At 40.7% G+C, this 22217-nt stretch carries 18 protein-coding genes; 2 read left to right on the top strand and 16 right to left on the bottom strand.

The genetic code is table 11. The annotated features are described in order from the left end of the window. Positions 1 to 73: 73 nt before the first annotated feature. The 15 genes from GJS40_RS06455 to GJS40_RS06385 form a co-directional block, all read right to left on the bottom strand. Complete coding sequence (locus tag GJS40_RS06455) at positions 74 to 1306, bottom strand: cytochrome P450 (protein WP_270897051.1); 1233 nt, start codon at positions 1304 to 1306, stop codon at positions 74 to 76. Positions 1307 to 1394: 88 nt separating this feature from the next. Continuing rightward, on the bottom strand, positions 1395 to 2201 hold the full coding sequence (locus tag GJS40_RS06450) for a peptidoglycan recognition protein family protein (protein ID WP_270897049.1): 807 nt from the start codon (positions 2199 to 2201) through the stop codon (positions 1395 to 1397). A 224-nt stretch (positions 2202 to 2425) separates the two neighbouring features. After that, complete coding sequence (gene sufB, locus GJS40_RS06445; protein WP_270897046.1) at positions 2426 to 3823, bottom strand: Fe-S cluster assembly protein SufB; 1398 nt, start codon at positions 3821 to 3823, stop codon at positions 2426 to 2428. Between the two features lie 139 nt (positions 3824 to 3962). Then, the gene (gene sufU / locus GJS40_RS06440) at positions 3963 to 4409 is read right to left on the bottom strand and encodes a Fe-S cluster assembly sulfur transfer protein SufU (protein ID WP_270897045.1); all 447 of its coding nucleotides are present in this window, start codon (positions 4407 to 4409) and stop codon (positions 3963 to 3965) included. Further along, positions 4399 to 5619, bottom strand: coding sequence for a cysteine desulfurase (locus GJS40_RS06435; RefSeq protein ID WP_270897043.1), 1221 nt, complete (start codon positions 5617 to 5619; stop codon positions 4399 to 4401). The genes sufU and GJS40_RS06435 overlap by 11 nt, the downstream gene beginning before the upstream one ends. Further along, positions 5619 to 6926, bottom strand: a complete 1308-nt coding sequence (sufD, locus tag GJS40_RS06430) for a Fe-S cluster assembly protein SufD (protein WP_270897041.1) — start codon at positions 6924 to 6926, stop codon at positions 5619 to 5621. Before sufD ends, GJS40_RS06435 begins: the two co-directional genes overlap by 1 nt. Before the next feature lie 18 nt (positions 6927 to 6944). Beyond that, entirely contained in the window at positions 6945 to 7739 is a 795-nt protein-coding gene (gene sufC, locus GJS40_RS06425; protein ID WP_270897039.1) for a Fe-S cluster assembly ATPase SufC, read from the bottom strand. Positions 7740 to 8212: 473 nt separating this feature from the next. Further along, positions 8213 to 9097 carry a MetQ/NlpA family ABC transporter substrate-binding protein gene (locus GJS40_RS06420; protein WP_270897037.1) on the bottom strand — a complete coding sequence of 295 codons (885 nt, stop codon included), beginning with the start codon at positions 9095 to 9097 and terminating at the stop codon, positions 8213 to 8215. Positions 9098 to 9113: 16 nt separating this feature from the next. Next, positions 9114 to 9782, bottom strand: a complete 669-nt coding sequence (locus GJS40_RS06415; protein WP_270897035.1) for a methionine ABC transporter permease — start codon at positions 9780 to 9782, stop codon at positions 9114 to 9116. Continuing rightward, positions 9775 to 10800: a methionine ABC transporter ATP-binding protein gene (locus GJS40_RS06410; protein ID WP_270897034.1), complete on the bottom strand. Its 1026-nt coding sequence runs from the start codon at positions 10798 to 10800 to the stop codon at positions 9775 to 9777. The genes GJS40_RS06415 and GJS40_RS06410 overlap by 8 nt, the downstream gene beginning before the upstream one ends. A 545-nt stretch (positions 10801 to 11345) precedes the next feature. Continuing rightward, complete coding sequence (gene gcvH, locus GJS40_RS06405; RefSeq protein WP_270897033.1) at positions 11346 to 11729, bottom strand: glycine cleavage system protein GcvH; 384 nt, start codon at positions 11727 to 11729, stop codon at positions 11346 to 11348. A gap of 21 nt (positions 11730 to 11750) precedes the next feature. Next, entirely contained in the window at positions 11751 to 12110 is a 360-nt protein-coding gene (locus tag GJS40_RS06400; protein ID WP_270897032.1) for an arsenate reductase family protein, read from the bottom strand. 433 nt (positions 12111 to 12543) lie between these two features. Next, positions 12544 to 14328 carry an acyl-CoA dehydrogenase family protein gene (locus GJS40_RS06395; protein WP_270897031.1) on the bottom strand — a complete coding sequence of 595 codons (1785 nt, stop codon included), beginning with the start codon at positions 14326 to 14328 and terminating at the stop codon, positions 12544 to 12546. Between the two features lie 21 nt (positions 14329 to 14349). Then, the gene (locus GJS40_RS06390; RefSeq protein ID WP_270897030.1) at positions 14350 to 15528 is read right to left on the bottom strand and encodes an acetyl-CoA C-acetyltransferase; all 1179 of its coding nucleotides are present in this window, start codon (positions 15526 to 15528) and stop codon (positions 14350 to 14352) included. A gap of 22 nt (positions 15529 to 15550) precedes the next feature. Continuing rightward, a complete protein-coding gene (locus tag GJS40_RS06385) occupies positions 15551 to 17938 on the bottom strand; it encodes a 3-hydroxyacyl-CoA dehydrogenase/enoyl-CoA hydratase family protein (protein WP_270897028.1) in 2388 nt (795 codons plus the stop codon). Between the two features lie 222 nt (positions 17939 to 18160). On the opposite strand from GJS40_RS06385, the gene GJS40_RS06380 reads away from it, so the two are divergent. Next, positions 18161 to 19504, top strand: a complete 1344-nt coding sequence (locus tag GJS40_RS06380; protein ID WP_270897026.1) for an MFS transporter — start codon at positions 18161 to 18163, stop codon at positions 19502 to 19504. A gap of 180 nt (positions 19505 to 19684) precedes the next feature. Further along, positions 19685 to 20632 (top strand): ectoine hydroxylase, encoded by a 948-nt coding sequence (thpD, locus tag GJS40_RS06375; protein ID WP_270897024.1) that lies wholly within the window; start codon positions 19685 to 19687, stop codon positions 20630 to 20632. Between the two features lie 1319 nt (positions 20633 to 21951). On the opposite strand, the gene GJS40_RS06370 is transcribed toward thpD, so the two are convergent. Then, a partial coding sequence (locus GJS40_RS06370; protein WP_270897022.1) for an RNA-guided endonuclease InsQ/TnpB family protein occupies positions 21952 to 22217 on the bottom strand: 266 nt, incomplete at its 5' end.

Below are 22217 nucleotides of genomic sequence, written 5' to 3'. Positions count from 1 at the left end.
TTATTTTACTACGATTCCTTCTTTCCTCAAAATATTTGCCATCAAAAAAATCGGGGCATGATGGACCCCGAGTTTAGATGATATTTATTATCATATTTGGCTGTGGTGGTATGTCGTTTCTTTCGATATCTCCATCTTGCTTTGGAAACGTAAACGGAACGTCGTGAATGAAGATATCTAATGTTTCTCGTAATAACTCTAGTGTTAGCCATTCTCCAGGACAACGGTGGCCAATCTCAAAGTCCCCTCCTCCTTGCGGGATAAAAGAGAAAGGAGTTTCTTTCCAGTTGATAAACCGATCTGGATCAAATAGGTGAGGATTTTTCCAAATGGCAGGATCGTGATTCGTACCATACAAGTCCAGTAACGTTAACTTTCCCTTTTCAAATTCATAACCATTCCAAATAAACGTTTCTTTTACTCGTGCGGCCAAAAAAGGGAAAAATGGATAGTAGCGTCGGACTTCTTGAATAAACCGTTCCCCTGCCTCTTTTCCTTGCGATTTTATTTTCTTCATTTCTTCTGGATAATCACGCATTGCTAAAAACATGACATCGACGTAGACAGAAACTGCAACCGTGGGACGTAATAGGTTGAGTATTTCCACAGCGGCGATATTTGGTGATAGGAAGTTGCCATGAGCATCTTTATACATTGAAAAATGATATAACAGACGGTTTTGATCAACCGTTTCCTTTCCAGCTCTCACTTTTTCCACTAATTCTTCCAGCCATTTTTCAGCTTTATTACGAAAAAAACGCGCTTTCCAATGTTTCGGGCCTATATGAGCGACGTGTTCAAACAAATCATTTAATTCGTCTACCCAATCGGAAACTTTCTTTTCTTCGAAAGGAATGCCACACCATCTCAGTGCCACACGTGTGAAGACAATTTGAGAGGCTTCACGCACATGGAGTTCTTTCTCTGTGTGAGCAAGGAGATGATTCCATTCTTTACGCACAAGTTGACGTATTTCTTGCAAGGTATCGTTACTCATCAACGACATAAACATCTTTTTCCGGTGGCGATGTTCTCTTCCATCTAACCCTTGAACACCTCCTTTACCGAATAACGTCTTTTGCACTCGGCCAGGAGCGGCATTTTTACGGACAAATTTATCTTCATCATAAAACAATTCCGCTTCTTCTTTTCCGACTAAACCATACACTTTTTCTCCTAATAGTCTTGTCTCAAATACCCGAGAGTGGAATTTATCTTTTCGATTCATCATAAAGTCATAGCCTTCTCTTAACAATTGTAACGTGTGATCGAGTCCTTTTTCTACTGGCATTTCTCGGTGCGACACGACGAATAACCTCCTAGATATTGTGGTCATTCGTATGTTGCCCTAATGTATCTTTCTCAATCGTGAATATGCAAGGGAAACCACCACTTTAATCCAACAACCCGAGGCGGTTCGCTGCTGTCGCAAACTCCGATCTCGTTAACGGATGATTCGGTTTTTCCCCGTTCAGCACACCTTTTTTCATTGCTTTGTTCCACGCTTTTGCATGAACATCATATACTTGTCGACTAGGTTCTGCACTAAAAATAAGCATATTCAACGCAATGGCATCTGACTGATCTAGAGTGCCTTTTTTGTAGCGTTGTAACCATTGCTGATCGATGATGCCACGCTTTATTGCTCTTTCTAACTGTGTTTCATAGCATTTTCGCAAAGTTGGACTTGTTGGCCACATATACTTTGCTCCTTTTCCTAATTTTTTTAAATCAATTCGAAACCGATTCATACTAAAAGCTGGGCACTCTTTCCATTCGTAACCTGATACTTCGTGATGCCCCACTACTCTTACTCGGTTCGGCAGTTTATTTTTTATGTCACTGACTAATTCTAATGCTCGTCGCCACTGGATATCCGTCGGTTTTTCATGTCGAAAATCGCCAGGTAAAACGATGCCAAGAGAGTGCCTATTCGCGTTTCCTACATGCGGTGTCTGGATCGTCCAGTCATACCCCCATTTAATCTCTCCATTTGGCTCCACACCATACGTATAACCACCACATGACCAATTATTCGTGTAGACATGATAGCGGAGATATGCTTCGTAATTCGTACCACCTAGCCCCCTTCTCGTTGCCCCGTGATGGATGACAATTTTTCGAATAGCGCTCAAAGGTCTACGAATGATTCTTTTGGTTCGGTGTCTCGGTGCTCTCGAACGGATGTCTGTAATGTTCACTTTTCATTCTCACCTCGCTTCACTATAAGCATCTCGACAAATGCGCCTATCTTTTCCTTTTCACACCTCATCTTGTGTGAAGTAGTCTCCACCCCACAATAAACAGATATGCTTCATGATATGACGTACAAACCATAAAAATATGACGTACAAACCATAAAAATATGACGTACAAACCATAAAAAACCTGCCACATCCAATGTGACAGGTTTTTTTGATAAATATTAACCGATAGAGCCTTCCATTTCGAATCGAATGAGACGGTTCATTTCAACCGCATATTCCATCGGCAATTCTTTCGTAAATGGCTCGATAAAGCCCATAACGATCATTTCTGTTGCTTCTTCTTCGGAAATACCGCGGCTCATCAAATAGAAGAGCTGCTCTTCAGATACTTTCGATACAGAAGCTTCGTGTTCGAGAGTAATGTTGTTGTTTAAGATTTCGTTATATGGAATGGTGTCTGACGTGGATTTATTATCGAGTATGAGTGTATCACACTCAATGTTCGCCTTCGATCCAGACGATTTCCGACCGAAGTGAGCAATTCCCCGGTACGTTACTTTCCCACCGTGTTTAGAAATTGATTTCGAGACAATGGTGGAAGAACAGTTAGGGGCTAAGTGCATCATTTTTGCACCGGAGTCTTGGTGTTGACCTTTTCCTGCAATCGCAATGGAAAGCACGGTTCCTTTTGCCCCTTCTCCACGCATAATTACTGCCGGATATTTCATCGTCACTTTCGATCCAATATTTCCGTCAATCCATTCCATCGTTGCACCCTCATCAGCTACCGCACGTTTTGTCACTAAGTTATATACGTTTGGTGCCCAGTTTTGGATGGTCGTATAACGGCAGTATGCGTTTTTCTTCACGATGATTTCAACGACTGCGCTGTGAAGTGAATCGGTGGAATAAATTGGTGCGGTACAACCTTCTACGTAGTGCACCGAGCTATCTTCATCCGCGATAATTAATGTCCGTTCAAACTGTCCCATGTTTTCCGAGTTAATTCGGAAATACGCTTGAAGTGGTGTATCTGTCTTTACTCCTTTTGGAACATAGATGAAAGAGCCACCTGACCAGACCGCAGAGTTAAGGGCTGCAAACTTGTTATCAGACGGAGGAACGACGGTTGCAAAATATTTTCTAAAAAGATCTTCGTTTTCTTTTAGAGCGGAATCTGTATCTTTAAAAATAATTCCTTGTTTCTCCAAGTCCTCTTGCATATTGTGGTAGACCACTTCTGATTCGTATTGTGCAGATACACCTGCAAGATATTTTTGCTCTGCTTCTGGAATTCCTAACTTGTCAAACGTGTTTTTAATTTCTTCCGGCACTTCATCCCAAGATCTCTCTGAGCGTTCAGAAGGTTTGACATAATAGGTGATATCATCAAAATGGAGTCCTGTTAAATCGCCACCCCATTGAGGCATCGGTTTTTTATAAAAAATTTCCAAAGACTTTAACCGGAAATCAAGCATCCATTGTGGTTCTTCTTTCATTTCTGAGATTTCTCGTACAATTTCTTCCGTCAAACCTTTTTTCGAACGAAAAATTGATACGTCTTTATCTCTAAAACCGTACTGATATTCTCCTATTTCTGGCAATTGTTTAGCCATGTGAATGACCTCCTTTAGGAAAATCGAGTGAATTGCCGATTGTGACAATCCCTCTTCGTTATAATAGCTGTCTCATGATGACGTTCATCGCACCTTCCGCTGACATCTCTATGAGACAGCTCTCCCCAATGTCTCTTTCCTAATTATTTTCCTGTTCCTTTAGTCCTTTTTCCATGGCCTTCCACGCAAGTGTAGCACATTTAATGCGAGTAGGAAACTTTCGTACTCCTTCCAGTGCTTGTAAGTCACCGAGGTCGTACTTTTCTTCATCATACGATTCCCCTTGCATCATTTGCGAAAAAATGTGCGATATGTCAAGCGCTTCGTCCACTGGTAGTCCTTTAATGACCTCTGTCATCATGGAAGCGGACGATAAACTAATCGAACATCCTTCTCCTAAAAACTTCACATCCGTGACTTTGTCGTCTTCTATTTTCAATTGCAACTCAATTCGATCTCCACAAGTTGGATTATTCATATGAATATGAAGGGTGTCACCATTCAGTTTCCCACGATTCCGCGGGTTTTTGTAATGGTCCATAATCACTTGTCGGTAGAGTGTATCTAGATTCCCATTAAAAGACATCCCCGAAATACTCCTTTGCTTTTAGTAAACCGTCGGTCAGAATATCTATTTCTTCGAATGTGTTATATAAATAAAAACTAGCTCTGGCTGTTGCTGTGACATCTAACCATTTCATCAATGGCTGCGCACAATGGTGACCGGCTCTTACTGCAATTCCTTCTGCATCTAATACGGTTGCCACATCGTGCGGGTGAACACTCTCTAAATTAAATGTAATCAGTCCTGCTCTCTTTCTTGGTCCATAGATGGATAAATCATCAATTGTTTGTAATTTTTCAAAGGCATAATTGACTAGTTCCGTTTCATGTTGATGAATCTGATCCATTCCGATATCTTCAAGGAAATCAATCGCTGCGGCAAGCCCAATCGCACCTGCAATTATTGGTGTTCCGCCTTCAAATTTCCATGGGAGCTCTTTCCAGGTGGAATCGTATAGATCAACAAAATCAATCATTTCTCCCCCGAATTCCACCGGCTCCATTTGTTCAAGTAATGCCTTTTTTCCGTACAAGACACCAATTCCTGTCGGTGCTCCTAATTTATGTCCAGAAAAGGCATAAAAATCACAATCCAAGTCGGTCACATTTATTTTCATATGCGGAGCACTTTGAGCACCATCAATTACGGTGATAGCTCCTTGTTCGTGTGCCATGCGAGTGATTTCCTTCACTGGGTTCATCGTTCCCAACACATTGGAAACGTGAGAGATGGCTACGATTTTCGTATGATTTGTGATGGTTTTCTTCACGTCTTCTAATGTAATGGTTCCATCTTCTTGCAGGGGAATATATTTCAGTGTCGCCCCCGTTACTTTGGCGGCTTGCTGCCATGGAATGATGTTGCTGTGATGTTCCATTGGCGTAAGCACAATTTCATCGCCTTCTTTTAAAAACGCACGGGCATAACTATGAGCGACAATGTTCAAGGACGTGGTTGTTCCTCTTGTAAAAATGATTTCTTCCGTAGTATTTGCACCGATAAAAGAACGAACCTTTTCCCGTGCTCCTTCGTATGCATCGGTGGCCATTCCACCTAATGTATGAACCCCTCGATGCACATTGGAGTTATAACGGCGATAGTAATCGTCCACTGCTTCAATGACTCGCAATGGTTTTTGGGCTGTTGCTGCACTGTCTAAATATACGAGCGGTTTTTCATTGACTTGTTGATGGAGTATTGGAAACTCTTTGCGAACTTCTTGTACATCCATTATTGCACTTTCCTTTCAATCACTTCTGTTAAACGTTCTCTTACCGCTTGAAGAGGCAATTGATCCACGACTGGAGCAAGGAAACCGTGAATAATGAGTCTTTCTGCTTCTTTTTCTGAAATACCACGACTCATCAAATAAAACATTTGCATTGGATCAATTTGTCCAACAGAAGCAGCGTGTCCTGCGGTAACATCATCTTCATCAATTAACAAAATCGGGTTGGCGTCCCCTCGAGCACGCTCGCTTAGCATCAGCACCCGTTCCGTTTGTTCACCGTTCGATTTTGTTGCTCCTTTTTCTATTTTTGAAACTCCATTGAAAATGGAAGAAGCTTCATCTTTCATCACTGCATGGGTTAAAATCTGACCATCGGTATGTTTGCCGTGATGAACAATGTGCGTCAAGAAGTTTTGACTTTGCTTCCCTCGCCCTACAGAGACTGCTTTCGCATCAGCGTTAGCACCGTCCCCTTTTAAAATGGTTGTATTGTCGGAGAGTGTGTTTCCTTCATTCATTTGGCCAAGTGCCCATTTAATGGTAGCATCCTTTTCTGCATATCCACGACGGATGACGGAAGTGGTCATTCCTTTTTCAAAATGATCCACCCCACCGTAGGAAATGTTTGCTCCAGGTTTGGCGTATACTTCAGAAATGATATTTGCTACTGCATCTTGTTCAGAAAATGATACGTAATTTTCTAAATAAGTCACTTGACTGTTGTCTTCCGCAACGACAGTCACGTGATTAAAAATCGCTGCCTCTGGATCTTCTTGCCAGTAAATCGTTTGGAGCGGCTCTTCCATTTCTACGTTTTTCGGAACGTAAACGAAAACTCCGCCGTTCATCAATGCAACATGATGTGCTGTTAATTTATTTTCATCCACGTCCACTGCGTGACTCATAAAATATTGTTTTAATAAATCCCCGTGCTCTTTTGCCGCCGTTTCAATATCTACAAACAACACTCCCTGCTCTTTTAACCGTTCGCTAATGGAACGATAAACAAGCTTTCCATCCCGCAAAACGAGAATATTTTCTCCTTCACTCGCTCGATCGAGAAGAACTCTTACTTCTTCTGGCAATTCTTCTCTTTTTAATTCACCATAATCTCCAGTGACGTCATGCTTAAAAGAAGTAAAATTCCATGTTTTAATATTCGTTTTTTCTGGCTTCGGGAGTTCTAGCTTCTCTGCCAGTCGGACAGCAAGAAGGCGCTCCTCGGTGAGCCATTCAGGTTCTCCCCGACGTTGGGAGTACTCTTTTACATATTTTTCATCAAACGTCCATTTTGTATCCACTGACATCATCTATACCTCCCGTTTTTACGCTTCTTGCTCTTGTTCGCCAACTTTTTCGTTTTCAATTCCTAGTTCTTCTTTAATCCAATCATAACCTTCGTTTTCTAAACGTTCCGCCAGTTCAGCACCACCGGATTTTACGATGCGGCCTTGCATAATCACGTGTACTTGATCCGGTGTAATATAGTTGAGAAGACGTTGATAGTGTGTAATAATCAAACAGCCAAATTCAGGGTTTCTCATGCTATTCACACCGTTTGCTACAACCTTTAAAGCGTCGATATCAAGACCAGAGTCAATTTCATCTAATATAGCGAACTTAGGTTCTAACATCAACAACTGTAAAATTTCATTTCGTTTCTTTTCCCCGCCGGAAAATCCTTCGTTTAAATAACGTTGCGCAAAAGATGGATCCATTTCTAGCTGTTCCATTTTCTCGTCCATTTTTCGAATAAATTTCATTAAGGAAATCTCGTTTCCTTCACCACGTTTTGTATTGATGGCAGAACGCAAGAAATCAGAGTTTGTTACTCCGCTAATTTCACTTGGATATTGCATTCCAAGAAACAATCCTGCTTTTGCCCGTTCATCTACGTCCATATCGAGAATGTTTTCTCCGTCTAACAGCACTTTTCCTTGTGTCACGGTATATTTAGGGTGTCCCATAATCGCGGAGGCAAGGGTTGATTTGCCTGTACCGTTCGGACCCATAATTGCGTGGATTTCTCCACCTTTAATTTCCAGATTAAAATCTTTAATAATTTCAGTACCTTCCACTTCTACATGAAGATTTTCTATTTTTAAAGTTGGTGTTGCCATATGATATACCTCCATTGTTTATAATTAAAGGATGACGTAGACACCCTTATTTTTTCATTCTCAATCTATTCTCATTATTATTTTATAACAAATTCAAATAAACTTCAAGAGAACACATGAGATGCGCGGGAACAATTTAGCCAATAGGTTTCTCCTATCATAATAGTGGAAACTGCCAAAATATAAAAGGGAGCATTCCCAAAAGTCTACTCTTCCGGGAAACACTCCCCATTTTGTTCTTTCAATTTACTATCGTTAGTGTAACAAATTTTTCTGCAAATGAAAACTGAAATCAATCTAACAATTTCAAATAGGCTGTGTTATTTGAGAAGAAGTAGCAAGAGGCGACTTGCCGATCGAGGGAATCTTTCCTTTGTAATATGTAGTTTTTTTCTTTTTTTATACATTTTTGCTGAAAAAGTTGATGACATGGAAAAGGAGATGCCATGCATGAGACACCTCCTTCCCTTTCCTTATTCTGATACAGGCACCACTGCTCCGTTATACGTTTCTTCGATAAATGTTTGAACTTCTTCAGAGCGTAACACTTCTAACAATGTTTGAATCTCTTCATTGTTTTCATCTTCGCTTCGTACGGCAATGATATTGACATACGGATTATCTTCTCCATCTTCTATTGCAATGGCATCAGTAAACGGATTGAGACCGTGGTCAATAGCGTAGTTTGAGTTAATTAACACCGCATCGCCTTCCCCGTTTTGAAAAGCTTGTGGAAGCATTGCCGGTTCAATGTTTGCGGAGAATTGTAGGTTTTTCGGATTCTCTACAATATCGTCCACGGTCGCTTCGACTCCGTCTACTTCGTCACTCAATGTAATGAGACCTTCTTGTTCCAGCATCATTAATATTCTTCCATGATCAGCTACAGAACTACTCATTAAAATTTCTGCACCATTCGGTAATTCCTCTAAGCTTTCATATTCTTGTGAATATACTCCGATCGGTTCAATATGTACACCGCCAGCATTCACAAAGTCGTAACCATGTTCCTCAATTTGGCCTTCTAAATAAGGAATATGTTGAAAATAGTTTGCGTCAATTTCTCCTTCTGCTAAAGCTTGGTTCGGCAATACATAGTCATTAAACGTGACAATCTCTAATTCAATTCCTCGCTCTTCTAACAAATCAGTGGCAAATTCCAAAATTTCAGCGTGAGGGACATTCGACGCTCCAACTACTAACGTCTCTAACTCTCCATTCTCTGTTGCACTTTCCTCTGTCTCTTCCTCCGCTGGTGCTTCTGTTTCTTCTTCTGTCGGCTGTTCTTCCCCGCCACCACAAGCTGCTAAAACAAATAACAGCACAGTGACAAATAGTAATGATAACCACTTTTTCATTGGTACTTACCCCTTCCTATCTTTTATCTGTTTTATGAGTAATAAAATCGCCAATCCATTGCAAAATAAATACAATAATAAGAATGGCAATGGTAGCTACAAAAGTAACATCCGGATTGTTGCGCTGATATCCTTCTCGAAAAGCAAGATCCCCTAATCCTCCAGCGCCGATGACTCCTGCCATTGCAGTGTAACTAACTAACGCAATGGAAGTGACCGTAATCCCGGAAACAAGGGCAGGCATAGACTCCGGGAGAAGCACTTTAAAAATAATTTGCCATTGATTCGCTCCCATCGACTGCGCTGCTTCAATAACCCCTTTATCCACTTCCCGCAGACCGATTTCGACCATGCGCGCGTAAAAAGGGGCAGCTCCGATGACAAGCGCTGGTAAAGCTGCACTTGGACCTAGCATCGTGCCAACTAAAAACGTTGTAAATGGAATAAGTAAAATAATTAAAATGATAAAAGGAATAGAACGAAAGATGTTTACAAAAGCTGCTGTAATCGCATGAATCATTCTATTTTCCCAAAGGTTATCCTTATCTGTTAAATATAAAACTAACCCTAAGAAAATTCCGAGTATAAAAGTGATGACAACGGCAATGAAGCTCATGTAAATGGTTTCGACTGTTGCTTCCCACATATTACTCCAATTGACATTTGGGAGGAGCTGTTTAAACATCGGTGAGCACCTCCGCTTCTACGTTGTTCTCTCTTAAAAACGCCAATGCTTGTTCAATGTGGGAGGTATTTCCTTGCAGTTGAACAAATAAGGTGCCATAACTACCATCTTTCGTGCGAGATATTTTCCCTTGTAAAATGTTCACACTAACACCACACTGACGAATCAGATGGGTAATAACAGGTTCTTCTGCTCCTTCTCCTAAAAACATTAACTTAACAATAGGCCCGGATGGATGGTCTTTTAAAAGCGGGACAACGGTATCTAACGTTTCTTCTTGCTCAGCCATTTGTTTGACGAACTCTTTTGTAATTTGTTTTTTCGGCTGGCGAAAAACGTCTAGAACGTCCCCCTGCTCCACAATTTTCCCATCTTCCATAACAGCGACTCGGTGACAAATTTTACGAATCACGTACATTTCGTGGGTGATCAACACAATGGTTAAACCAAATTTTTGATTAATATCTACAAGCAAATCTAAAATAGAGTCCGTTGTCTTTGGATCAAGGGCGGATGTCGCTTCGTCACACAAGAGCACTTTTGGATCATTTGCTAGCGCGCGTGCAATACCCACTCGCTGTTTTTGTCCCCCACTTAATTCAGAAGGATAAGCGTTTGCTCGTTCACTCAAACCGACAAGCTCCATTAATTCATTCACTCTTTTCGTCCGTTCCGCTTTGGGAACACGAGCAATTTCTAATGGAAAAGAAATATTTTCAAAGACGGTTCGAGACCAGAGCAAATTAAAATGTTGAAAAACCATTCCTATATTTTGTCTCGCTTCTCGTAACGGTTTTCCTCGAAGCGTAGACATTTCTTTTCCTGCAACGATGACTTCTCCTATTGTCGGACGCTCTAACATGTTAAGCAAGCGAATTAATGTACTTTTACCCGCACCACTGTAACCGATAATGCCAAAAATTTCTCCTTCGCGAATGGAAAGATCAACATTATCTACCGCAGTAATCTCGTCTTTTTTCGTGCGGAAAATCTTTGATAGTTGTTGTAAATGTATCATCTGCAATCCCTCATTTGGATTATATCATATAAATCTTATCAGAAAACAATGTTTCTCGCTAATTGAATAGTTTTTGAATTTGTCAATAGTTCCTACGCATCATGATACTATTCTATCTATTTTCTCCTAGATAGCAAATAGTTTTAGAAAAAGGTGAAAGTTCAAGGGAGACATTTAGAAAGTACTCGAGCATGTTTGACATCCTCCGCATCAACACGAAGAAAGCCTCAGACAAGATAAAACAATGGGATGAAGGACTTGTGAAAAAACACAACATGGAGAAACGCTACGTAAGGATGATGACCGCGAACGATGGTACGCAACCATTCTAAAACCCGTCAAGACGAGAAAAATGCTTTTTGTGATCATCACTTTTCTCACATCAGACACAAACTACCTATCTTGCTATTATACAAAGCATTAAAGAGGAGGAAAAGGACCATTTCTTCCCTACCTCTTATATATCGATTAATTTCGACTTCTTTTGCACAAAAAGAACCCTAAAAGACGAGACGTTCGTCGCCTTTTAGGGATAGAGAATACGGTTAATCTTCGCTCACCATTTCTTCATATTCCGCTGCAGACATTAATTCATTGAGCTCTCCTTTATTAGAAGGTTCGATAACGATCATCCACGCTTTATCATAAGGAGATTCATTGACAAACTCCGGTGAATCGTCTAGTTCTTCATTAATTTCAACCACTTTTCCACTCACTGGTGCATATAATTCAGAAACTGTCTTTACGGATTCGACACTTCCAAAAGGCTCGTCCGCTTCCACTTCATCTCCTTCTTCTGGAAGCTCTACAAAAACTATATCTCCTAGTTCCGATTGGGCAAAATCAGTAATTCCAACACGGATATGATCTCCTTCTTCTTTTACCCATACGTGTTCATCTGAATACTTCAATTCTTGCGGTAAGTTCATCATGATCCTCCTCCATTATAATTACTGCTTCCATACTTCCTCAAAAACATCCTCCTTAAACCCAACGGTCACCTTTTCCCCATCCGTCACAATTGGACGCTTCAACAACATCCCATCCGAAGCAAGAATATCAAGGAGCTCTTCTTCATCAGCAGATTTCACTTTATCTTTCAGTCCAAGTTCCCGATATTTTTTCCCACTCGTATTAAAAAACTTTTTTATTTCTAAGCCACTTTTTTTATAAAGCTCCTCTAGCTCTTCTCGACTTGGGGGTTGTTTCGTAATGTCATACTCATCATAAGTGATACCGTTTTCATCAAGCCACTTTTTCGCTTTTCGACATGTACCACATCGGTTGTATCCATAATAAGTAAGCGCCATGCGTATATATTCTCCTTTCTATATATAATCTCCTACCTATTATGTCATTTTTTTTAAATCATTGAAAGGCGGATACAACTGGTCAAGCACGAAGGCGGTGGAAAAACGAGGCTAGAAGTCGCTCTTTAACTTCTACCTCGTTCTGACTTACACAAAAGCTACTTGGAGATACTTTAATGACTCTTTTGCACCGAGTAATCGCAGGTGAAGGACGTGAGGGGTTTTAGGCGATAAGCGCGTTCTTTCCCACTACGGACAGACTACTACACCATTCTGAAACACTCATGTATGCTCCCAAAGTGAACACGGAAAGAAGCCCCGTTTTTATCACGGAGCTTCTTTCCATACGTTTCAGAGAGAAGAATGCCTGAAAAGAAAGGTGATATATTTTTATTTTAGAGTGCTCAATGCACCCTAAATTGGACAACGAAAATTACACGACATATTTTTGTTCTTTTAACACTTCTTTTGCAATCTCACGTTTTAATGCAATCACATCGATTGGGTTATGGCGAGTCAACTTCCGTAACATTGAAAGCATAGTACGAAGGGTATCTCCTTCTTCCATATGAATGAGTGACTCTTTTGCAGTTTGTTCAATCCGATTTACCGCTTCTTCGGTAAACACTGCGGTATATTTTAATTTTAAGGCTTCTTTTTCTGTTCCATTTTTGTTGATTGCTTTTTCAGTACGTAGGATTGCCGATTCTATCGAGTAAATATCGCTTACAATATCCGCAACTTTAAGTAATAACTCTTGTTCTTTTTCAAGGGCTGTTTCGTATTTTTGTGCTCCCGTTCCTGCTACCATTAAAAACACTTTTTTCATATTGTGAAGCAAATATTTTTCTTGTTCTAACGGTGCGTCCCCAGGTTCTTCCGGCATCATCATCATGAGTTCTTCTTGAAGGCTTTGCGCCTTTTGTAATAGCGGTAGCTCTCCTTTCAATGCCTTCTTCAAAATTGTTCCTGGTACAAGGAGTCGGTTAATTTCGTTCGTTCCTTCAAAAATTCGGTTAATACGAGAATCACGGTAAATGGTCTCTACTTCATACTCACTCATGAAGCCATATCCACCGTAAATTTGCACCGCTTCATCCGCCACATAGTCAAGCATTTCAGAAGCAGCAAACTTGTTTAACGAGCATTCCACGGCATACTCAGCGATAGCAGCAGCTACTTTTCCACCGTTTTCTTGTTCTTCCGCCGTTAGTTTGCTCATGTTCTCTTCAAACAGACCACCGGTTCTATAAAGAGCGCTTTCCTGAGCATAGAGTTCTGTCGCCATCGTGCCGATTTTTTCTTGAATCGCGCGAAATGAAGCGATAGGAACGTTAAATTGTTTTCGTTCATTGGCGTATTCCGCTGCTAATTGCAACGCACGCTTAGCTGCACCGACACAACCGATGCCTAACTTATAGCGACCGATATTCAAAATATTAAAAGCGATGACATGCCCTCGCCCCACTTCACCGAGGACATTTTCTTTCGGAACTTTCACGTTGTCCAATAAAAGTGTGCGAGTAGAGGAACCTTTAATCCCCATTTTCTTTTCTTCCGGTCCGGTAGATACACCTTCAAACTCTCGTTCTACGATAAAAGCGGAAAAATGTTCCCCATTCACTTTTGCATATACAACGAACACATCAGCAAAACCAGAGTTTGTAATCCATTGTTTTTCCCCGTTTAAAATATAATGGGTCCCTTCTTCGTTTAGCACCGCTGTTGTTTTGGCACCTAAGGCATCGGAGCCAGAGCTCGGTTCTGTTAATGCATAAGCCGCAATTTTTTCACCTGTCGCAAGGGCTGGGAGATATTTTTTCTTCTGTTCTTCATTTCCGAAAAAGACGATGGGAAGAGAACCAATCCCCACGTGTGCCCCGTGACTTAAAGAAAAAGCTCCCGCCCGCGCAAATTTTTCCGTAATTAAAGATGAACTAATTTTGTCAAGACCTAATCCACCATATTTTTCCGGTACGTCCGCACCAAGTAATCCTAATTCCCCTGCCTGCTTTAATAGTTTTACGGAAATATCAAATTCATGATTTTCAATATTTTCTTTCACAGGTACGACTTCCCCAAGAACAAAATCTTCTGTCGTTTTAGCAATCATTTCATGTTCTTCAGTAAAGTCTTCCGGTGTAAATACTTGGTCTGCTTGAACTTCCCCTACTAAAAAGCCAGCACCTTTTACTCCCATTTCCATTGTATTGTTCATCATCATCCCTCCAAGGAAAAGTTATAGTAATTCAAAGACTCCTGCAGCTCCCATTCCGCCACCAACACACATCGTGACCACTCCAAATTGCTCCTTACGCCGTTTCATTTCATGCATTAAAGTGAGGGTTAATTTTGTACCCGTGCACCCAAGAGGATGTCCAAGAGCAATGGCACCACCATTTACATTCACTTTGTCATGATCAAGGTTTAAGGCACGAATAACTTGTAACGACTGAGAAGCAAAGGCTTCATTTAATTCATATAAACCGATATCTTCCAGTTCAAGGCCTGCTAGTTTGACCGCTTTTGGAATGGCTTCCACAGGACCAATCCCCATCACTTCTGGACGAACGCCTGCTACCGCAAAGGAGCGAAATTTCAATTGTGGTGTGAATCCTTCCGCTTCCGCTTTTTCTCTCTCCATCACGAGAACTGCAGCCGCTCCATCACTCATTTGAGAAGAGTTTCCCGGGGTCACGGTACCTTGTGGGTGGAAAGCAGGTTTCAAACGACTTAGCGTTTCTATTGTTGTATCTGGACGAACTCCTTCATCTTGTGTCAATGTCACGTGTTTTTCTTGTAATTTATTGTTGTTGTCAACGGAGCGTAACGTCACTTCGACAGGTACAATTTCTTCCTCAAATTTTCCAGCTTGAATTGCTTTTGCTGCCCGGCGATGACTTTCTGCTGCAAAGGCATCTTGGTCTTCTCGAGAGACTCCGAACTCACGGGCTACTTGTTCTGCCGTATGTCCCATTCCCATGTAGTACTCCGGTGCTTTTTCTACGAGGGTAGGGTTTGGGGCAATGACGTTTCCTCCCATCGGAATCAAGCTCATCGATTCAGCTCCACCAGCAATAATGGCCTCGGCATGGCCGATCATAATTCGCTCGGCAGCGTATGCAATGGTTTGCAACCCAGACGAACAGTAACGATTCACCGTTACAGCAGGTACCGTATGAGGAATATCTGCTAAGGCGGCAATATTTCTTGCCATATTCAACCCTTGTTCTGCTTCAGGCATGGCGCAACCGATAATGACATCATCTATGCGCGATGGATCGTATCCATCCGCTCGTTTTAACGTTTCTTTCACCGTCAATGCTCCGTAATCTTCCGGACGAGCATTGGCTAATGTCCCTTTTTTCGCTTTTCCGACCGGTGTGCGGGCACCGGCAACAATGACTGCTTCTTTCACGTAATCCCCCTCCTTGAAGACGTTAGTTACGTAACGGCTTTCCTTTCGTTAACATATGTTGCATCCGCTGTTGTGTTTTCGGTTCACCAACAAGACTTAAAAATGCTTCTCTCTCTAAATCAAGTAAATATTGTTCATCGACAAGTGTTCCTTTAGGGACTCTACCGCCTGCAAGCACAAATGCTAGTTTATCAGCAATCTTCACATCATGGTCCGACGCCATTCCACTGAAGCGCAGCGTTTCCGCTCCCATTTTCATCGCAGCATATCCCGTTTCTCCAACGACCGGGATTTTCTCTTTTTTCGGCGGACGATAACCTTGCTCGTATAAATGGAGCACTTCTTGTTTTGCGCGATAAATCGTATGATCTCCGTTAAAAACAATACCGTCTCGTTCACTTAAATACCCGTTCTCCCGTGCTTCGTCCGCCGATGTCGAAACTTTTGCCAGAGCAATTTTTTCAAACACTTGATTTGCGATTGGAAGCAAGTCAACACTTTCATCTTTCGGTAAGTTTTCAATGTGACGGAGATAAAGTTCTTTCGTTCCTCCCCCACCTGGGATTAACCCGACTCCAACTTCCACAAGACCCATGTATGTTTCAGAAGCCGCTTGAATGCTTGCAGCCGGGAGGCACACTTCCGCTCCGCCACCGAGGGTCATGCCATGGGGAGCTGCCACGACAGGACGCTTTGCATATCTAATTTTCGCCATCGTACGTTGGAATTTACGCACGACCAAATCAAGTTCAAAGAAGTTATCGTCTTGGGCTTCCATTAAAATCAACATCAAGTTTGCACCGACGCAAAAGTTCTTTCCTTGATTTCCGATAACAAGCCCTTTATAGTTCTTCTCTACTTCTTCTATTGACTTTTCAATCATTTGCAAAATATCTAGCCCGATGGCGTTATTTGGGGAATGAAATTCTAAACAGAGAACGTCGTCGCCAATATCAATTAATGAAGCACCGGCATTTTTTAAAACGACATTTCGCTCATTTTTCAACGTCTTTAAGTGAATCTCTTTTTCATTCACCGATTTTTCTTGATATGTGCCATTGTCGTAATATAAGGTCGGAGTTTGATAGAAAGAGGTATAGCCTTTTGCGAGCATCTCTTTTACCCATTCCGGAACTTTCTCTCCTTCTTTCTCCATTCTCGCAACCGATTCTTTTACTCCGATAGCATCCCACGTTTCAAATGGACCAAGCTCCCAGCCAAAACCCCATTTCATCGCTTCATCAATCGCAACAATGTCATTTGCAATTTCTTTTACTTTTTCGGCGGAGTATAACAGTGTCGCTTTTAACAATGTCCATACGAGCTTTCCAGCATCGTCCTCCGCATATGCAATCGTTTTCAATTTATTTTCAAGTCCTTTTGCTTGTTTTGCTCGCTCAACGGAAGGTGCCGTTATTTTTTTCCGCGGAACATATTCCAATGTTGCTGGATCAATTTCTAAAATTTCACTTCCATTTTCACCTTTTTGTTTTTTGTAAAAACCTTGACCCGCTTTACTTCCAATCCATCCTTTCTCCACCATCTCCTTCATAAAGGATGGAGGAGCAAACATTTCTTTTTCTTCTCCTTCCACATGGTCATATACATTTTTGGCCACGTGGAGAAAAGTATCTAATCCTACTACATCTAATGTGCGAAAAGTCGCACTTTTCGTTCTGCCTATAAGTGGGCCAGTGACGGAATCTATTTCACCAATGGACCAGCCATTTTTTAACACTTCCTGCACAGTGACAAGTAATCCATACGTTCCAATACGGTTACCGATAAAGTTCGGTGTATCTTTCGCTTCAACGACCCCTTTTCCAAGCGTATCTTCTGCAAATTTTTTCATGAATGCGAGGATTTCCGGATCCGTCTTTTTATGCGGGATTATTTCCAACAGCTTCAAATACCGAGGCGGATTGAAGAAATGCGTTCCTAAAAAGTGAGATAAAAACTCATCGGAGCGCCCTTCTGTCATCTCATGAATCGAAATCCCAGAAGTATTTGAGCTGACAATGGTACCCTTTTTCCAATATTTTTCTACTTGTGCAAATAGTTGTTTTTTGATAGCGACGTTTTCAACGACAACTTCAATGATCCAATCCACTTCTTGGAGCCGTTTCATGTCATCCTCCAAGTTCCCTGTTTCAATAAGAGAAAGATTACGTTTTGTCGTAAGCGGTGCCGGTTTTTGTTTGGTTAACTGTTTCACCGCTTGATTACTCAGTCGATTTCGTACTACTTTGTCGTCTAGTGTGAGCCCTTTTTTCTTTTCTTCATCTGTTAACTCTTTCGGTACAATATCTAATAACAAAACTCGTATTCCAACATTGGCAAGATGAGCGGCAATACTTGATCCCATCACTCCTGCACCAAGTACGGCTGCTTGTTGAATGCTCCCTTTCATCGTCTTCCTCCTTTTTTGAATGAATGACCATTCACCACAAAGCAAAAAATAAAAATGAATAACTATTCATTCTTTCATTATTACTATAAAATATTTTATTAAAATTCGCAAGAGAAATTTTGAAAATGATAAGAAAATTCATTTTACAAGACGGTACAATAAAAAAATGGTAACATGTTTCTATATTGTATATATGTCTCTTGAAAGTTGCAGGTGAAAGTCTTGTTAACGAAATATCCGAAGGCGAGTTTGCTCGTTTTAACGATTGGGCTTGGTACATTATTAAACCCTTTAAATTCTTCAATGATTGCAGTGGCGGTAACACGAATCCAAGAAGAATTCACTCTTACTTTTGCGGATGCCTCTTGGTTGATCTCCATTTTTTACTTAGCCAGTGCTGCTGGACAACCTGTCATGGGAAAATTATCGGATATGTTCGGAGCAAAACGATTATTTATGAGTGGTCTTCTCATTGTAGCTGTTGCATCTATTCTCGCTCCCTTTTCTCCTAATTTTCCGACTCTTCTTGCTTGTCGTGCATTACAGGCAATTGGGAGTTCGACACTGTTTCCCAGTGGTATGAGTATGGTCCGTACGCACATTACAAAACGTCAAGCGCAGTCACTGGCTGTTTTATCAATTTTTTCCACAACGTCTGCTGCCTTTGGACCGTCCATTGGTGGTTTTTTAATTGCTTCATGGAATTGGCCGGCCATATTTTTTATTAATTTTCCATTCGTCATTTTATCGTTTACTCTTGCTCTTTTTATTTTACCAGGAGGGGAAAAAGGGAAAGTAGAATTAAAACGAATTGATTTCACCGGCATCCTATTATTTATCGTCACAATCTCAGCTTTGATTCTTTTCCTACTATCTTTAGAAAATAAAATTAATTACATCACTCTCATGATATGTGTCATAGGTTTTATTGTTTTTTATGTATTAGAGACAAGAAAAAAGGATCCTTTTATCGATGTAACATCACTCCGTAAAAATACAAATGTGACGCTCGTGTATATCCAGTTTGTCTTAATTAACCTCGTCTATTACTGTTACTTTTTTGGTCTACCTGCATTTTTGCAACAAGAACTTCATTACAGTGTTGGAACGACAGGTGTCATCATGCTTTCCTTAGCTGGGGCAAGCGTATTTACAGCACCTATCGCAGGTCGCCTTATCGATCGAGCCGGTTCCAAACTACCACTTGTTATCGGGGCCATTATTCTTCTTATTGGGACGACATTGCTGCTCACATTTAGAGAGTCTTCTCCTCTCTTTTGGCTAATTACCATCATGATCATTATTGGCTTTAGTTCTGGCTTTAACAACATTTCAACACAAACAGCTCTCTATGAACATGTAAATAAAGAAGATACTGGAGCTGCCTCTGGGCTGCTTCAATTAAGCCGCTATCTTGGTGCGATACTTTCATCAAGTCTTTTAGGCCTTGTTTTTACTACGAATATATCGTTCGAACAATTGCATCTCATTGCGTATATTTGTATCGCTTTTTGTCTCTTCCTTGTTGGATTATCTTTACGACTTCCAAAAAAGAATCCTCGTTAAAAATATTGTCGACTGATTTTTTACGACCTTGTTATTTCATGTTATACTGTAGATAAGCCGCTCTCCTTTTGTAGGAGGTCGGCTTCCTTTTTGAGGAAAAAGTCGTTTTTTCAGGAAAACACCTATATTGGGTTCACTTTTCTAGAAATTGTCATCATTAACAAGGGGAGTGATGGTGTAATGACAGTAGATAAGTATCCTTCAAGAACCGGGCAATCTGCTCAAATCATGGAAAGGAAAGATCCTGTAGTTCACCGTAACCCAATGTTTTCCGAAGGCCCGTTGTCAGATGAGGAATTAAATCAATTTGAAAAAAACGGGTATCTATTTTTAGAACGTGTATTCAATGAAGATGAAGTAGCGATTATGAAAAGCGAACTTCAACGAACAATGGATGAGAACAGGCATCGAGAAGCTGATGATGTCATTAAAGAACCGGGAAGTGATGAAATTCGTTCTGTCTTTGACGTCCACAAAGATAACGGCTTTTTCCAAGCATTATCTAAAAATGCGCGTATCGTACAAGCAGCACAACAAATTTTAGGTAGCCAAGTGTATATTACGCAGTCTCGCATTAATTTTAAACCAGGGTTCAAAGGGAAAGAGTTTTATTGGCATTCAGACTTTGAAACTTGGCACGTAGAAGATGGGATGCCAAATATGCGCGCGGTAAGCTGTTCTATTATTTTAACAGACAACTATGAATTTAATGGACCATTAATGATTATTCCAGGCTCTCAAAATTGGTATGTTTCATGCGCAGGAGAAACACCGGAAGATAACTATAAAACTTCTTTACAAAAACAAGAAATTGGGGTCCCGGATAACGAAAGCATGAGATGGCTTGTGGAGCAAGCAGACGGAAAAATTGACCGTGCCACCGGACCAGCAGGCTCTGTCCTCTTCTTTGATTGCAACGTTATGCACGGTTCGAGTGGCAACATTTCTCCATATCCGCGCAGCAATGTGTTCTTTGTCTATAACTCGATTGAAAATAAATTAGAAGCACCGTTCTCCGGACAACCCCCTCGTCCAGAGTTTCTAGCAAATAGGGAGAATGTCGAACCGATTACACCTATCCGAGATCGTTTAGAAAACTTTTCTTCTCGAATTGCAAGTAAAAAATAATTTCAAATCAACGACCGTGGCTGGGACAAACTTCAGTCATCGCCAAAAACTTGGTGAGTTTCTCTTTTTGTGTACAAAGAACAATTAAAAATGAAAATGATGAAAAAAGTGTCGTATGAACTGGTGATGCGACACTTTTTTCGTACAATTCGAACAGGAGTGGTTGTAAGTGGATTAGAATTGGAAAAATTTAGGTGATTCGGAGCGTTTTTATGTTTCATGCGACGAATGACGCTTAAAAAAAGAAGATGAATCGTCCCACAAACGTTTCATACGACGCTTCATTTTGTCAAACACCGGTCAAATGGTCGTATGAAAGCTTAAAATGGAAGAAATGAGGATAAAAATAGGTCGCACATGTTTCATACGACCTTTTATTGCGAGATCGATGCACTGAAGTGTCGTATAAAAGATTCATACGACGAAATATCACACAAAATCCTACCGAATGGTCTCACGACGTGTTACAAATGGGGAATCTCGTTCCAGAGCAGCTTCGATTGGGTGCTTGTGGTGCATTCGGCCGTCCTGCTGACGATCCGCGTACATCATACTGGTGACATAGAATCATCGGAGGCTTATTTATACTTCTTGTGCATGCGCTTCTGGTGGGAAACTTAAAGAAATATACCGTTAGAAATAGTAACCCAACCATTAGAAAAAAGGAAAAAACCTTACAAAAAGAAGCTGTCCAAAAAGTCATGATTGGTGACTTTTTGGACATTTTTTGTTACCGCTTCATCAAAAATTGCTTCTGGAAACGCCTCTTGGCCGAATAGGGATGTTTCCAACACAAATTGTTGATAGAAGTAAGTTCACACAGTCGTACTGCTTTTGTGATGAAGGCCAATATATTTTTGATCAATCATTTCTGGAACTGTGTCATATTTATCGTGTGCACAAGCAAATGTCACTGATTCTTTTATTCATTGGCGAATAAGCATTCTCCCAACCCTAGTTTCGTAAAACAAGTCACTGACATTGTTCTTTCCAACCCCTTGATAAAAGTGATAGGCAGAAAGTGCTGAATCGCTCATCTCCCAGTCGCTCCAATTCGTTCGAGAGAGTAATGAATGTATAAAATAGCCAGTCTTCTAAACAAAATTCATTCGAGGAACCAGAACAAACGACGACGACTGTTTCATTTTCATAACGAGCAAGCATTTCCGTTGCCAAAACTCTATAAAACTCTAAAGTTTTGTTTATTTCCTGCTTCAACGTGTCCGATTTTGCCGAAGCTACTCTCGTTTGGTATAACACTCCACAGGCGTTAATTCGGGTACAACGAACCCTACATATCAATATGTTCTTGTTTGTGATTACATATTGATTGCATAATTTGCTAAATTGATAGATGCATTTAAATCCCTGTCTATCTCATGTCCACAATCACACCTATATACTCTGTCAGATAATTTCAGCTCTTTATTAATCTGACCGCATTTTGAACACAGTTTAGATGAAGGAAACCATCTATCAACTTCAACAAATTTAATACCTAACCATTCGCATTTATACTGAATAACTCTTTTAAAGTCATATAATTTTTGTTGTGCAACTGCTTTTGCTAAATGTTTATTTTTCA

It is taken from the genome of Aliibacillus thermotolerans, assembly GCF_027853235.1.
Classification (GTDB): domain Bacteria; phylum Bacillota; class Bacilli; order Bacillales; family Marinococcaceae; genus Aliibacillus; species Aliibacillus thermotolerans.
Note: the sequence above shows the minus strand (reverse complement) of the source record. Positions and strands in the feature narration are given on the sequence as shown.

Coding starts and splice junctions, on each gene's coding strand:
- GJS40_RS06410 (WP_270897034.1), bottom strand. CDS start 10,800: ATGATACATTTACAACAACTATCAAAGATTTTCCGCACGAAAAAAGAC.
- gcvH (WP_270897033.1), bottom strand. CDS start 11,729: ATGAACTTACCGCAAGAATTGAAGTATTCAGATGAACACGTATGGGTA.
- sufB (WP_270897046.1), bottom strand. CDS start 3,823: ATGGCTAAACAATTGCCAGAAATAGGAGAATATCAGTACGGTTTTAGA.
- GJS40_RS06435 (WP_270897043.1), bottom strand. CDS start 5,619: ATGGATGTACAAGAAGTTCGCAAAGAGTTTCCAATACTCCATCAACAA.
- GJS40_RS06395 (WP_270897031.1), bottom strand. CDS start 14,328: ATGAACAATACAATGGAAATGGGAGTAAAAGGTGCTGGCTTTTTAGTA.
- thpD (WP_270897024.1), top strand. CDS start 19,685: ATGACAGTAGATAAGTATCCTTCAAGAACCGGGCAATCTGCTCAAATC.
- sufU (WP_270897045.1), bottom strand. CDS start 4,409: ATGTCTTTTAATGGGAATCTAGATACACTCTACCGACAAGTGATTATG.
- GJS40_RS06420 (WP_270897037.1), bottom strand. CDS start 9,097: ATGAAAAAGTGGTTATCATTACTATTTGTCACTGTGCTGTTATTTGTT.
- GJS40_RS06400 (WP_270897032.1), bottom strand. CDS start 12,110: ATGGCGCTTACTTATTATGGATACAACCGATGTGGTACATGTCGAAAA.
- sufD (WP_270897041.1), bottom strand. CDS start 6,926: ATGTCAGTGGATACAAAATGGACGTTTGATGAAAAATATGTAAAAGAG.
- GJS40_RS06385 (WP_270897028.1), bottom strand. CDS start 17,938: ATGAAAGGGAGCATTCAACAAGCAGCCGTACTTGGTGCAGGAGTGATG.
- sufC (WP_270897039.1), bottom strand. CDS start 7,739: ATGGCAACACCAACTTTAAAAATAGAAAATCTTCATGTAGAAGTGGAA.
- GJS40_RS06415 (WP_270897035.1), bottom strand. CDS start 9,782: ATGTTTAAACAGCTCCTCCCAAATGTCAATTGGAGTAATATGTGGGAA.